This window comes from Cognatazoarcus halotolerans (assembly GCF_009800965.1).
In the GTDB taxonomy this organism is placed as follows: domain Bacteria; phylum Pseudomonadota; class Gammaproteobacteria; order Burkholderiales; family Rhodocyclaceae; genus Cognatazoarcus; species Cognatazoarcus halotolerans.
Genome location: NZ_WUAF01000005.1, coordinates 102,164 through 114,913 on the forward strand (window position 1 = coordinate 102,164; position 12,750 = coordinate 114,913).

Sequence of the window (12,750 nt, forward strand, 5' to 3'; positions counted from 1 at the left end):
TTCCGTTATGGATCTGGTCGGATTGGTCGAGCAGGTGGTCGGTGGTCTCGGTTACGAACTCGTCGACCTCGAGATGTCGCCGAAAGGGCGGCTGCTGCGTGTGTTCATCGATATCGAACGCGGCATTACCGTGGACGACTGCGCTACCGTGAGCAATCAGCTTACGCGCGTCTTCGAAGTCGAGAACGTGGACTACGATCGACTCGAGGTGTCTTCGCCTGGTCTCGACCGCCCGCTGAAGAAAGAGGCGGATTTCACGCGTTTTGCGGGAGAGCAGGTGCAAATCAGAACCCGGCTGCCAATCGGAAATCAGAGAAATTTCAGCGGCGTGCTCGAAGGGTTGAGAGATGGCGTGGTGGTGTTGAGAACGGATGCCGGTGAGCAAACTTTCCCCTTCGACGAGGTTGAGAAAGCTCGCCTTGTCCCTCAGTTTTAAGCATACGGATGTGGAGATCTGAACAATGAGCCGCGAAATTCTGCTGCTTGTGGATGCCTTGGCACGCGAAAAAAATGTTGCGAAGGAGATTGTTTTCGCTGCCCTCGAGTCCGCACTCGCATCCGCTACCAAGAAGCGCATCCACGATGATGCCGACGTGCGTGTGACGATCGACCGCGAGACCGGCGATTACGAGTCATACCGCCGCTGGAAGGTGTTGCCCGATGAAGAGGTGACCAATGACGAGGCCGAGATCGGTCTCATTGATGCGCGCGAAGAGATTGGCGATGTCCAGGTGGACGATTATGTCGAGGAGCCGCTCGAGCCGATCGATTTCGGCCGTATTGGTGCGCAGGCGGCCAAACAGGTCATTTTGCAGAAGATCCGCGATGCCGAGCGCGAGCAGATCCTGAATGATTTTCTCGAGCGCAAGGAGCATCTGGTCTCGGGAAGCATCAAACGCATGGAGCGGGGGAACGCGATCATCGAGGTGGGCAGGATGGAAGCCGTCCTGCCGCGCGACCAGATGATTCCGCGCGAAAACCTGCGCGTGGGAGATCGTGTAAAGGCATTCCTGCTGCGCATTGACCGTAGTGCGAGGGGGCCGCAACTGATTCTCTCGCGCACGGCCCCCGAGTTTCTCGTCAAGCTTTTCGAACTGGAAGTGCCCGAGATCGAGGATGGTCTGCTGGAGATCAAGGCGTGCGCACGCGATCCCGGGCTCCGTGCCAAGATCGGCGTCAAATCGAACGATCAGCGGGTTGACCCGATTGGCACCTGCGTTGGTTTGCGCGGTTCGCGCGTGACGGCGGTGCGGAACGAGATCGGTGGTGAGAATATCGACATCGTGCTTTGGGCGGCTGATCCGGCTCAGTTCGTGATTGCCGCGCTTCAGCCCGCTGAGGTGACCTCGATCGTGGTCGACGAGGAAACCCACAGCATGGATGTAGTGGTCGACGAAAACAATCTGGCGATCGCGATCGGCCGCAACGGCCAGAACGTGAAGCTTGCATCCGAGTTGACCGGCTGGGCGATCAACCTGATGACGGTCGAGGAGTCGGTGCAACGCTCCGAGCAGGAACATGCGGACGTGCGTGGACTGTTCATGGAAAAGCTGGATGTGGATGAGGAAGTCGCGGACATTCTCATTGACGAGGGTTTCTCGTCCATTGAGGAAGTGGCGTACGTGCCACTGGCCGAAATGCTTGAGATCGAGGCCTTTGATGAGGATACGGTCAACGAGTTGCGCAATCGTGCCCGTAACGTTCTTCTGACCGAGGCCATCGTCACGGAAGAGCAGCTCGAGAACGTCTCTGAAGACTTGCTCTCCCTTGATGGAATGGATAAACAGCTGGCCGCCAGCCTTGCGCAACACGATGTGCGCACCCGTGACGATCTTGCCGATCTGGCGGTCGACGAGTTGGTGGAAATGGCCGGTATCGACGAAGAGCGCGCCAAGGCACTCATTACGGTTGCCCGTGCGCACTGGTTCGAGCAATGACGGAGGGAGCAGTATGGACCAAATGAGCGTTATTCAGTTTGCCGGCGAACTCAAGATGCCGGCCTCCGCGTTGCTTGAACAACTTCAGAAGGCCGGTGTCGACAAGAGCGGTGCGAACGACCTGCTCTCCGAGCAGGACAAGGCTCGTCTGCTTGAATACCTGCGCCGCGCCCATGGTGAAGGTCAAGCGAAGGCCAAGATCACGCTGACGCGCAAACAGACATCCGAGATCAAGGCGACTGACTCTACGGGCCGGGCACGCACGGTACAGGTCGAGGTGCGCAAGAAGCGCGTCTTCGTGAAACGTGACGAGCTCCTTCCCGAAGCCGCCCAGGCTACCGAGCCCGATGCCGCGGAGCAGGAGCGGGACGAGATGCCTGCGAAGCCGGAGACAGAGTTGCCGGCCGCGATCGTGGAGCAGGCAGAGCCCGTGGTCGAGATGGCGCCGGAAGTGGAGCCGCCCGTTGTGGTGCCGGAACCCGATGCCGAGCGTCCGACCGAAGCGCCGATCGTCGCCGAGCAGCCGGTCGAGGTACAGGCCGAGCCCCAGGAAGCGGTCGAGCCGCAGACTCCGGTGGCGCAGGAGATGAACGAGCCTGCGCCTGTCGAAGCCGTTGCACCGCGGACGCTCGCCGACGTGTTGGGCCAGGAAGAACTCGATGCGCGCCGTCGTGAAGCTGAACGGGGCGCGGCGCTTGCTGCGCGTCAGGCTGCCGACAAGCTGGCGAGGGAGGAGCGTGAGTTGCGTGCCCGCGCAGCGGCCGAAGCACGTCGTGCCGAAGAGGAGCGCAAGGCCAAGGAGGCCGCTGAAGAGAAGGCGAAGGCGACTTCGGGAACGCTGCACAAGCCTGCCAAGACCGAGGAAAAGGGTGGCCGCAAGGATGCAAAGCGGGCTCCAACGAAGACCGAAGATACCAGCAAGCGTCGTGGTGGGTTGAAGACCAAGACGAGTGATGCCAGCGGCGCCTGGAAGGGTGGCCCGCGGGGTGCTAGCGGACGGAATCAGCGCGGTGCTGCGGTCAGCCAGGATCGGCAGGCCTTCCAGGCACCCTCGGAACCCGTGACGCGTGAAGTGCACGTGCCGGAAACGATTTCCGTCGGTGATCTTGCCCACAAGATGGCTGTCAAGGCGACAGAGGTCATCAAGACCCTCATGAAGATGGGCTCGATGGTTACCATCAACCAGGTGCTCGACCAGGAAACGGCAATGATCGTGGTCGAAGAGATGGGACACATCGCCCACGCAGCAAAGCTGGACGATCCGGATGCCTTCCTCGTCGAGAGCGAGGAGCACAAGGATGTGGCGGTAGAGCCGCGCGCGCCGGTGGTGACGGTGATGGGCCACGTCGATCACGGCAAGACCTCGCTGCTCGATTACATTCGGACGGCCAAGGTCGCCGCCGGTGAAGTCGGGGGCATTACCCAGCATATCGGCGCCTATCACGTCGAAACCGAGCGCGGGATGGTGACCTTCCTCGACACTCCGGGTCACGAAGCCTTCACGGCCATGCGCGCCCGCGGTGCCAAGGCGACGGACATCGTCATCCTCGTGGTAGCTGCCGATGATGGCGTAATGCCGCAGACGCGTGAGGCGATCCATCATGCCCACGCCGCGGGGGTGCCGCTGGTGGTGGCCGTGAACAAGATTGATAAGCCCGATGCGAACCTCGAGCGTGTAAAACAGGAGCTGATCGCAGAAAACGTCGTACCGGAAGAGTACGGTGGCGACGTCATGTTCGTGCCGGTGTCGGCCAAGACGGGCCAGGGCGTCGATGCACTGCTCGAAGCCATCCTGTTGCAGGCCGAAGTGCTGGAACTGACCGCGCCGAAGGACACGCCGGCCAAGGGTCTGGTGATCGAGGCGCGACTCGACAAGGGCCGCGGTCCGGTGGCCTCGCTGCTGGTGCTGTCGGGCACCTTGCGCAAGGGGGATGTGCTGCTGGTAGGCGCGACCTTTGGCAGGGTGCGAGCGATGCTCGACGAGAATGGCAAGCCGATCGACGAGGCCGGTCCCTCGATACCGGTAGAGATTCTTGGTCTGTCCGACGTGCCGGGTGCCGGCGACGAGGTGCTGGGTCTGGCGGACGAGCGCAAGGCAAGGGAAATCGCATTGTTCCGGCAGGGCAAGTTCCGCGATGTCAAACTTGCCAAGCAGCAGGCCTCCAAACTGGAGACCATGTTCGAGCAGATGTCCGAGGGCGAGGTCAAATCCCTGCCGCTCATCATCAAGGCGGACGTACAGGGCTCTCAGGAGGCGCTGGTCCAGTCGCTCCTCAAGCTTTCGACTGACGAAGTGAAAGTCAACGTGATTCACTCGGCGGTTGGCGCGATCAGCGAATCGGACATCAACCTCGCTCAGGCTTCAGGTGCCGTGCTGATCGGTTTCAATGTTCGCGCTGAAGCCGGAGCACGCAAGCTGGCCGAAACCTTCGGGGTCGAGATCCGCTACTACAACATCATCTACGATGCCGTGGATGAAGTCCGTTCCGCGCTGTCTGGCATGCTCTCTCCCGAAAAGCGTGAGGAGATCATTGGTCTGGTCGAGATTCGTCAGGTCTTCCATGTATCCAAGGTCGGAGCGATCGCGGGTTGCTACGTGCTCGAGGGCCTGGTCAAGCGTGGATCTCAGGTCCGTCTGTTGCGCAACCATACGGTCATCCATACTGGAGAGCTGGAGTCGCTCAAACGGTTCAAGGACGACGTTAAGGAAGTGCGCTCGAACTTCGAATGCGGTCTGACCCTTCGCAACTTCAACGATATCCAGGAAGGCGATCAGCTCGAGGTCTTCGAGATTCGCGAAGTGGCGAGGTCACTCTAAGCGATGCCGAAGGAGTTTTCCCGCAGCCAGCGCGTCGCCGAACAGATCCGGCGCGAGCTGGCCGAGTTGATCCGGCTGGAGCTGAAGGATCCGAGGGTGGGTATGGTTTCGATCACCGAAGTTCAGGTGACTCCCGACTACGCCCACGCAAAGGTTTTCTTCAGTTCGATGAGCGGAGAAGAGGGCCTGCCCGAAGTCGTCGCGGGGCTGCAACGATCGAGTGGTTTTCTGAGACGCGAGCTTGGCAAGCGAATTCGCATCCATACCCTGCCGCAACTGCACTTCGAGTACGACAAGTCGATCGAACAGGGTGCCAGACTGACGCGCCTGATCGACGAAGCGGTACGCTCCGATCATCACGACGACGAGGCCTGAGCGGCGCCATGAATCAGCGACGCCGGCCGCCGCGCCGGCTTGTGAATGGCGTGCTCATGCTCGACAAACCCTTTGGTATGTCGTCCAACGATGCGTTGCAGAAAGCACGACGCCTCTTGAACGCTGCAAAGGCTGGGCATACGGGTACGCTTGATCCGATGGCAACAGGTTTGCTGCCGTTGACCTTCGGTGAAGCGACCAAATTTTCACAGACGTTGCTTGATGCGGACAAGGGTTATATCGCCGATGTACGACTGGGCGTCACCACAACGACGGGTGATGCCGAAGGCGAGTTGATCGAAGAGCGCTCCGTTTTGGTGAGCGCGGCCGAGATCGAACAGGCCTTCACTTCGTTCACGGGGGAAATCGATCAGATCCCACCGATGTTTTCGGCATTGAAGCGGGACGGCAAGCCACTTTACGAGTACGCGCGTGCCGGCATCGAACTCGAGCGCGCGCCGCGTAGGGTGTCGATATATCAGCTGAGGCTTTTGTCATTCTCGGGTGATGGTTTTGTCATGGAGGTGTGCTGCAGCAAAGGCACCTATATCCGCACGCTGGCAGAGGACATTGGTCGGGTGCTGGGGTGCGGGGCGCATTTGCGAGGTTTGCGGCGCACGTCGATTGGCCCGTTCGCGGTGGCCTCCGCGATCGATTTCGAGCGGCTCGAGGCGGCAGCTGAGTTCGAACGGGAAGGCCTGCTTGCGCCGGTTGATGCGTTGCTGGCAGACCTGCCCATCGAGTGTCTCGACCCGGGCGAGACGGGAATTCTGCTCAACGGCGGGAGGTTGAAACGTTCGGCCACCCCCGCTGGGCGTTACAGGGCATACGGACCGAATGGTTTTATCGGCCTTGCCGAATTGCGCGCGGATGGTTTCATGGTCCCTCTGCGACTGCTGTCCACCCAGGTTCAGGAAGAAAAAGCATGATCTTTCTTGAGCTTGCGCGTACAGCGCAGGTATAATCCGCGCTTTCTGAAATGCAGAAACAACTGAGTAAAGAGTAAACAAGCACATGGCTCTCGAATCCGCACAAAAAACGCAAATCGTTGCCGATTTCCAGCGCGCTCAGGGCGACACTGGTTCTCCCGAAGTCCAGGTTGCGCTTCTGACCGCCCGCATCAACGGTCTGACCGGTCACTTCAAGTCGCACGCCAAGGATCACCATTCCCGCCGTGGTCTGCTCAAGATGGTCAGCCAGCGCCGCAAGCTGCTCGACTACCTCAAGCGCACCAATGCAGACAGCTATCGTGGTCTGATCGAGCGCCTGGGCCTGCGCAAGTAAAAGTCAGGCGACTTGGCATGCCCTTGGTGCATCTTCCGGGCAGGTCATTCAGTCAAGCCGGCGTGAGCCTTGCAGGGCCGCGCCGGTTTTGTTTTTTGCCGGTCTGATCCACTCGGATCCGCGTCCGGCCGGAGCAGCGTAAATTTGCTGCCCATCAGCTAATGAGAGGATATCCCTTGCCTAAAGCCATTCAAAAATCATTTCAGTACGGCGCTCATACGGTCATCATGGAAACCGGCGAGGTTGCTCGCCAGGCGCATGGTGCCGTGCTTGTAAACGTCGACGACACCGTCGTCCTCGCGACCGTCGTCGCAGCCAAGGAAGCCCGCCCGGGTCAGGATTTTTTTCCGCTCACCGTTGATTACGTGGAAAAGGTCTATGCCGCAGGGCGTATTCCGGGTGGGTTCTTCAAACGCGAAGGGCGCCCGACTGAAAAGGAAATTCTGACCTGCCGCTTGATCGATCGTCCGATTCGTCCGCTTTTCCCGGAAGGCTTTTACAACGAAGTCCAAGTCATCGTACAGGTGCTCTCGCTCAATCCGGAAATCGATTCCGACATCCCCGCGATGATTGCTGCATCTGCTGCCCTGGCGATTTCCGGTATCCCGTTCAGCGGCCCGATCGGTGCCTGTCGCGTCGGCTACGACAATGGCGAGTACATCCTCAATCCGACGGCCACGCAGCTGCAGACAAGCAAGCTCAACCTGGTCGTTGCCGGTACCGAAGTCGGTGTGCTCATGGTCGAATCGGAGGCGCAGGAGCTGCCGGAGGATGTGATGCTTGGTGGCGTGGTATTCGGCCACCAGCAGATGCAGGCAGCAATCCAGGCGATCAACGAACTCGTGGAAGTGGCAGGCAAACCCGAATGGGAGTGGCAAGCTCCCCCGAAAGACGAGGTGCTGATCGCGCGTGTCAACGAACTCGCGGCCTCGCAGATCGCGGATGCATTCCAGCTTACCAGCAAGCAGGAGCGGACCCAGCGACTGGGCGAAATCCGCAAGGCGGTCCGCGCTGCGGTGAGCGAGGGGGTCGAGAACCCGCCCTCCGACAATGATCTCAAGAACATCCTTTTCGACATCGAAGCGGGGGTTGTTCGCAGTCGTATCCTCAATGGCGAGCCACGCATAGACGGTCGCGATACGCGCACCGTTCGACCAATCGACATTCGTGTCGGGGTGCTGCCGCGAACGCACGGCTCGGCGCTGTTCACGCGCGGGGAAACCCAGGCAATCGTCGTCACCACGCTGGGTACGGGGCGTGATGAACAGATCATCGATGCGCTTGCCGGTGAATACCGTGACCGCTTCATGCTTCACTACAACTTCCCGCCGTTCTCGACCGGTGAGACCGGCCGTTTCGGTTCTCCCAAGCGTCGTGAGATCGGTCATGGCCGACTAGCGAAGCGTTCGCTCGCGGCGGTTCTGCCGACCGCACAGGATTTTTCCTACACGATCCGCGTGGTGTCTGAGATCACCGAATCGAATGGTTCCAGCTCGATGGCGTCGGTCTGTGGCGGTTCGCTGTCAATGATGGATGCGGGTGTGCCGCTCAAGAGCGCTGTTGCCGGTATTGCAATGGGGCTGATCAAGGACGGTGGACGCTTCGCGGTGCTGACCGACATTCTTGGTGACGAAGATCACCTCGGCGACATGGATTTCAAGGTCGCAGGTACTGAAGATGGCGTAACCGGTCTGCAGATGGACCTCAAGATCGACAGCATCAGCCCGAGTGTGATGAAGATCGCCCTGGAGCAGGCCAAGGAAGGCCGCCTCCACATTCTCAAGCTCATGAAAGATGCCCTTGATGGAGCGCGCGGCGAGGTGTCTGACTACGCACCCAGAATGCTGACGATGAAGATCAATCCGGAGAAGATCCGCGATGTGATCGGTAAGGGTGGGGCAGTGATCCGTGGTCTGCAAGAGGAAACCGGCACGGTCATCGAGATCGAGGACGATGGATCGATCACGATTTCGTCGGTGAGTGCGGAAGGTGCCCAGGCGGCAAAAGCAAAGATCGAGGAAATCACCGCCGAGGTCGAGGTTGGTCGGGTCTATGAAGGCACGGTACTTCGTATCCTGGATTTCGGTGCCATCGTCAGTGTGCTGCCGGGGCGTGACGGCCTGTTGCATGTCTCGCAGATTGCGAATGAACGCGTGAACAATGTGTCCGATTATCTGAAGGAAGGACAGGTGGTGCGCGTGAAGGTCCTCGAGACGGATGAAAAGGGTCGAATTCGTCTCAGCATGAAGGCGCTGATCGAAAGCAACGCCACGTCCTGATTGATCTAGGGCGTTACGGCAAAAGGAAAGGGACGCTTCTGCGTCCCTTTCCTTTTGCATGACCAAGTCGAGAAAATCGAGCGGGCTGCCCCCGCTCCGCTCGTGTCCCCGGGTTCCCTATTTCGCGACCTGCCGTTCGCGAATCTCTTCCAGCGTCTTGCAGTCGATGCACATCGTTGCCGTAGGACGTGCCTCGAGTCGCTTGAGACCGATCTCGACCCCACAGCTGTCGCAGTAACCATATTCGCCGTCGTTTATCCGGTTGAGCGTTTCATCGATCTTCTTGATCAGCTTGCGCTCACGGTCGCGGTTGCGCAATTCGAGCGCAATGTCCGATTCCTGACTGGCCCGATCGTTGGGGTCGGCAAAGACGGTTGCCTCGTCCTGCATGGTATGGACCGTGCGCTCGATGTCGCCAACAAGTTCTTGCTTGAGCGTTTCGAGAATTTCGCGGAAGTGTGCGAGCTGCTTCTCGCTCATGTACTCCTCTCCCTTGGCGGGTACATAGGGAGGGAATTGTTTGTGCAGAGTCTCTTCGGCCATGAGAGCAACTTCCGGTGGGTAAAAGAGTGGCTTTAATAGCAGAAAAAGCAGTCTCCTAGCAAGTGTTAAGCCATGGCCCCGCCAAATGCCGGCGAGTGAAGAAATACGTTTGACGCTGCCCCGGGCTATGTGTATTATTCGCGGCTCTCGGGGTGTAGCGCAGTCCGGTAGCGCGCTTGCTTTGGGAGCAAGATGTCGGGGGTTCGAATCCCTCCACCCCGACCAAAGCTGCCCCTCGAGTTGCCCGCGGAATTATCTGCCCGTAGCTCAACTGGATAGAGCACCGGCCTTCTAAGCCGGGGGTTACAGGTTCGATTCCTGTCGGGCAGGCCAAGTTTTTTTAGGGCTCCGGCTTTCCGGAGCCTAGTAGTAGTGGCGGCATTAGCTCAGTTGGTAGAGCACTGGATTGTGGCTCCAGTTGTCACCGGTTCGATCCCGGTATGTCGCCCCAAATATTCAAGCACTTATGTGCTTGTGCGAATATAGGCTGTTCTACAATTCGCAATCTGTTCTACAAAATGGCCAGCTATCTCGCTGGCCATTTTCATTTCACTGGCTGGACTTTCTCGCCGCGGCGCTTCCGGACGTAGTGCTCTGTCATGTCGCGCTTGGTGTGCCCGAGGAGCTTCTGAGCTTTCTCGGGAGCCTCGATATCGGTCGCGGCTTTGGCCCGTAAATCCCGAAACTGGATCGTCCGGAGCTTCTCGGCCATCGCTTTGTTCGATGCAGCCGCGGCCTAGCGCGCCTTCTCGAAGCGGTAGCGTAGGGCGCTCTTGCCGATCGGCTGGCCCGCCTCGTTGCATATGAGCGAGAGGGACCGCACGCCCTTGATCGACGACTTCCTCGCCCAGATGCGGTCGATCAGTGCGGCGAGGGCTCCAACGATCTCGACACGGAGCTTGGCGCCGGTTTTTTCCTGTTCGAGCAGGATGCAGCCATCACGGATGTCTGTCTCGCTGATCTGCCTCAGGTCCCCCGGCCGCCGCCCGGTCAAGTATGCAACTTCGATCGCTTCCGCGCGCCGCAGTTGGCTTTTTGCGCCCCTGTTTCAATCGAAATGTCTCGCTGTTCAGCGCATTTCGAAGGCCTCCTGGTGAAACTGTCCTTTAAATCCGATTGCCTGCCGCTCCGCCTTCAGGGTCTTTGCAAGGGCTTGCGGGCCGCAGAACCAGATGTCGGCCTGTGCCGGATTATGTGTTGCAAGCATTGCGGCATCTAGCGGGGTATCGCGGTCGCTGCTGATGACGCTCAGGGATAGGCCATGTATCCGCTGATGGGCAGCCTCAAGCCGGGGGACGAAGGGATCGGTGTCGCGATTGCTGACGCAATAGTACAGATGCGCCTTGATCGAATTCTCCGGGCCATTTACGAGTTCATCGAGCCAGGCTAGAAACGGTGTAATGCCGATTCCGCCGGCGATCCAGATTTGTGCCCGATCGGACCGTGGCCGAGGGCGTTCGAAGCATCCGTAAGGCCCCTCGATCAGAACGGGTTGACCCAGTCGCAGCCTCTTGGCAAGCCCGGTCGTATAGTCGCCGAGCCCCTTGATCTGAAAGGTCAAAGATCGTTCCGGGCCCGCCGCATTGGCGATTGTGAATGGGTGGGCCCCCTCGTTCGGGCTGAACGTGACGAAGGCGAATTGCCCGGCACGGTGCGGTGGCCATGTGGCGTCAAGGGTACAGATAACTTCGGTGATTTCGGGCGAGATTGCGGTCACCTCGGCTATCCGTCCGACATGCCGTCGCGTGCGCCCAACCCGTCCGGCGAGTATGTGCACGCTGGCGATCGTTCCGGCCGAAATAAGAAGCGCGACGAGTACTCCCACGGGCTGTGACCAGTAGTCGAATGGCATCAAGACTGCCGCGTGAAAGGCGAGAGTCAGATAGACGATTGGCATCAGCTTGTGCAACGTACGCCAGGCGTTGAAGGGGAAGCGTTTCCACAGCGTGATGGCGAGCATCGCGATTGCAACGTAGATTGCCCATTCGCCAAGATCTTTGGCGAAGTCTCTCGCAATTTCAAGGAAACCGTCCGCGTGCTCCTTGGGGAGCCGGCCAGTGCGTCCGATCAGGGTCTTGATCGGATCGCTTGCCATTTCGACGAGCCAATGTGCCACGGCAAAGGCAATTGCGAGGATACCTGCCCGTTTGTGGTTTCGATAGATCTTGTCCATGCCGTTGAAGGCGCGTTCGAGGCAGGTTGGCCGCGTCGCGAGAATCATTGCCAGCGACATCAACGAGATCGACCAGAGGCCGGTAAGATTGAGCGCGTCCTGGCGCAGGGCCCAAAGTGTGTATGGCGCGTCGACCGGGTTTGCACTGGGGGCGATGCCCCAGCACAGCGCGACCAAAGCGGTGAAGGCAGCAAGGAAGGGGGTCATTCGTGTCTATCCTTCGGATTGCTCAGTCGTCCTCGAAATATCCTTTCGAGGCGTCGATATGGCAGGCCGTGCAGTTGGCCTTGGAAGCGACGTCCTTGCGCCTCCATTCCCGTGGCGAAATCTCACGGTGCTCGGATATCCATTTGGGGAGCTCCGTGATTCGCATTGGTGCATTTGTCGTATCGACGCCTCGCATCATTTTCCGGGTGTGGCGGGTACCGGCCGCATCGGCTGCGTTATCGACCAGATAACGGGTGATGTGCGAGGTAGATGCTGGATCGAGGCTCGCATCGTCGCCGAAATGCTGCTCCAGGCCTGACATGATCTTTCGCCACGAGCTTCCCGGCAGAAGGGCTGCAGGGTAGGCCATGTGGCAACTGCCGCATTCGTCCTGCGTGAGCTTGTCGGCGACAGGTGGATAATAGTTTCCGCTGCCCGCTTGGGCCCGTTCGAGCAGCGCTGAAGAAAAGAAGATCACGAAGAGCGCGGTGGCAACAGGGCGAATTGAGATATTCATGGAGGTTCTTCCCGAAGATTGGATCGTTTATTGCGAGATCATGTAGGTCAGCCAGTCACCCTTCTCGCGCGGAGTACATGCGCGGCCCAGAACCTCGGTGCAGTTTCGACGGAACCATTTCTCCACCTTTGCTGCATCGGTGTAACGGGATTGACTGACCGAGACGGCCATCGGATCGATCGATTTGCCCGTCTTGGTTTGACCCGGGCGGCGCGGGTCGTCGCCATGACACGCCGTGCAGCTTGGCGTATCGGGCTTCCCGGTGGCATGGCGCGCGATATGTAGCGCCTCTCCGCTTCGCGAGGAGAATGCCGAAAATGCTGCCTCGCTCGCTTTTGCTTCACGCGCATAGCGATCGAGAAGCTCTTCGCGGGGGCCGGCCTGCACGGCAGAGGCGATGATGGCGCCGCTGATCACGATGAAAATGCGGGAGAGTGCTTTCACGAGCGAATCCTTGTCGGGTGTTCCGTTTTTCGGTTGCCAGGGTTGTATGCTGGCGTCGTTGAGCGTGGCCGGATGATGGGGCAGCGCGACTGAATCGGATCTGAAGACACTGTTCATCGCGCGTTCAGCTTGATCGCGATACAAGGGATTCCGTTGCCCGCTTGATGAGGACC

The 12,750-nt window shown here is 59.4% G+C and carries 13 protein-coding genes and 3 tRNA genes; 10 read left to right on the forward strand and 6 right to left on the reverse strand.

Features of this window, described 5'->3' with window-relative positions; translation table 11 throughout:
• Positions 1-7: 7 nt before the first annotated feature.
• From rimP to pnp, 7 genes are all read left to right on the forward strand, one after another.
• The gene (gene rimP, locus GQB03_RS08265) at positions 8-436 is read left to right on the forward strand and encodes a ribosome maturation factor RimP (RefSeq protein ID WP_159687737.1); all 429 of its coding nucleotides are present in this window, start codon (positions 8-10) and stop codon (positions 434-436) included.
• 25 nt (positions 437-461) lie between these two features.
• Positions 462-1,937: a transcription termination factor NusA gene (gene nusA / locus GQB03_RS08270; RefSeq protein ID WP_159687309.1), complete on the forward strand. Its 1,476-nt coding sequence runs from the start codon at positions 462-464 to the stop codon at positions 1,935-1,937.
• A 13-nt stretch (positions 1,938-1,950) separates the two neighbouring features.
• Positions 1,951-4,755: a translation initiation factor IF-2 gene (gene infB, locus GQB03_RS08275; protein WP_159687311.1), complete on the forward strand. Its 2,805-nt coding sequence runs from the start codon at positions 1,951-1,953 to the stop codon at positions 4,753-4,755.
• Positions 4,756-4,758: 3 nt separating this feature from the next.
• Positions 4,759-5,130, forward strand: coding sequence for a 30S ribosome-binding factor RbfA (gene rbfA, locus GQB03_RS08280; protein WP_159687314.1), 372 nt, complete (start codon positions 4,759-4,761; stop codon positions 5,128-5,130).
• Between the two features lie 8 nt (positions 5,131-5,138).
• A complete protein-coding gene (gene truB, locus GQB03_RS08285) occupies positions 5,139-6,059 on the forward strand; it encodes a tRNA pseudouridine(55) synthase TruB (RefSeq protein ID WP_159687316.1) in 921 nt (306 codons plus the stop codon).
• An 85-nt stretch (positions 6,060-6,144) separates the two neighbouring features.
• Positions 6,145-6,414 (forward strand): 30S ribosomal protein S15, encoded by a 270-nt coding sequence (gene rpsO, locus GQB03_RS08290; RefSeq protein WP_159687319.1) that lies wholly within the window; start codon positions 6,145-6,147, stop codon positions 6,412-6,414.
• 176 nt (positions 6,415-6,590) lie between these two features.
• Positions 6,591-8,693, forward strand: a complete 2,103-nt coding sequence (gene pnp / locus GQB03_RS08295) for a polyribonucleotide nucleotidyltransferase (RefSeq protein ID WP_159687322.1) — start codon at positions 6,591-6,593, stop codon at positions 8,691-8,693.
• A gap of 117 nt (positions 8,694-8,810) precedes the next feature.
• Here the strand turns inward: pnp and dksA are convergent, their stop codons facing one another.
• The gene (dksA, locus tag GQB03_RS08300; protein ID WP_159687325.1) at positions 8,811-9,236 is read right to left on the reverse strand and encodes an RNA polymerase-binding protein DksA; all 426 of its coding nucleotides are present in this window, start codon (positions 9,234-9,236) and stop codon (positions 8,811-8,813) included.
• A gap of 148 nt (positions 9,237-9,384) precedes the next feature.
• Between dksA and GQB03_RS08305 the strand changes: the two genes are divergently transcribed.
• From GQB03_RS08305 to GQB03_RS08315, 3 genes are all read left to right on the forward strand, one after another.
• Positions 9,385-9,461 (forward strand) — tRNA-Pro (locus GQB03_RS08305).
• Between the two features lie 31 nt (positions 9,462-9,492).
• Positions 9,493-9,569, forward strand: a tRNA-Arg gene (locus tag GQB03_RS08310).
• A gap of 42 nt (positions 9,570-9,611) precedes the next feature.
• Positions 9,612-9,687: transfer RNA gene (locus GQB03_RS08315), tRNA-His, on the forward strand.
• Between the two features lie 93 nt (positions 9,688-9,780).
• Here the strand turns inward: GQB03_RS08315 and GQB03_RS22940 are convergent.
• From GQB03_RS22940 to GQB03_RS08335, 5 genes are read right to left on the reverse strand one after another with little or no spacing between them, the layout of a single operon-like run.
• Entirely contained in the window at positions 9,781-9,948 is a 168-nt protein-coding gene (locus GQB03_RS22940; protein ID WP_200832150.1) for a site-specific integrase, read from the reverse strand.
• Between the two features lie 24 nt (positions 9,949-9,972).
• Positions 9,973-10,263 carry a tyrosine-type recombinase/integrase gene (locus tag GQB03_RS22945; RefSeq protein ID WP_327516808.1) on the reverse strand — a complete coding sequence of 97 codons (291 nt, stop codon included), beginning with the start codon at positions 10,261-10,263 and terminating at the stop codon, positions 9,973-9,975.
• A 42-nt stretch (positions 10,264-10,305) separates the two neighbouring features.
• Entirely contained in the window at positions 10,306-11,616 is a 1,311-nt protein-coding gene (locus tag GQB03_RS08325; RefSeq protein WP_159687328.1) for a ferredoxin reductase family protein, read from the reverse strand.
• A gap of 22 nt (positions 11,617-11,638) precedes the next feature.
• A complete protein-coding gene (locus GQB03_RS08330) occupies positions 11,639-12,133 on the reverse strand; it encodes a diheme cytochrome c (protein WP_159687331.1) in 495 nt (164 codons plus the stop codon).
• Between the two features lie 27 nt (positions 12,134-12,160).
• Entirely contained in the window at positions 12,161-12,721 is a 561-nt protein-coding gene (locus GQB03_RS08335) for a DUF1924 domain-containing protein (protein ID WP_235026988.1), read from the reverse strand.
• Between the last annotated feature and the right edge of the window lie 29 nt (positions 12,722-12,750).

What these genes read in the sequence shown, in the direction of transcription:
- dksA (WP_159687325.1), bottom strand. Translation starts at nt 9,236, where the DNA reads ATGGCCGAAGAGACTCTGCACAAACAATTCCCTCCCTATGTACCCGCC.
- GQB03_RS08330 (WP_159687331.1), bottom strand. Translation starts at nt 12,133, where the DNA reads ATGAATATCTCAATTCGCCCTGTTGCCACCGCGCTCTTCGTGATCTTC.
- truB (WP_159687316.1), top strand. Translation starts at nt 5,139, where the DNA reads ATGAATCAGCGACGCCGGCCGCCGCGCCGGCTTGTGAATGGCGTGCTC.
- rbfA (WP_159687314.1), top strand. Translation starts at nt 4,759, where the DNA reads ATGCCGAAGGAGTTTTCCCGCAGCCAGCGCGTCGCCGAACAGATCCGG.
- GQB03_RS22940 (WP_200832150.1), bottom strand. Translation starts at nt 9,948, where the DNA reads ATGGCCGAGAAGCTCCGGACGATCCAGTTTCGGGATTTACGGGCCAAA.
- GQB03_RS08325 (WP_159687328.1), bottom strand. Translation starts at nt 11,616, where the DNA reads ATGACCCCCTTCCTTGCTGCCTTCACCGCTTTGGTCGCGCTGTGCTGG.
- infB (WP_159687311.1), top strand. Translation starts at nt 1,951, where the DNA reads ATGGACCAAATGAGCGTTATTCAGTTTGCCGGCGAACTCAAGATGCCG.
- rpsO (WP_159687319.1), top strand. Translation starts at nt 6,145, where the DNA reads ATGGCTCTCGAATCCGCACAAAAAACGCAAATCGTTGCCGATTTCCAG.
- nusA (WP_159687309.1), top strand. Translation starts at nt 462, where the DNA reads ATGAGCCGCGAAATTCTGCTGCTTGTGGATGCCTTGGCACGCGAAAAA.
- rimP (WP_159687737.1), top strand. Translation starts at nt 8, where the DNA reads ATGGATCTGGTCGGATTGGTCGAGCAGGTGGTCGGTGGTCTCGGTTAC.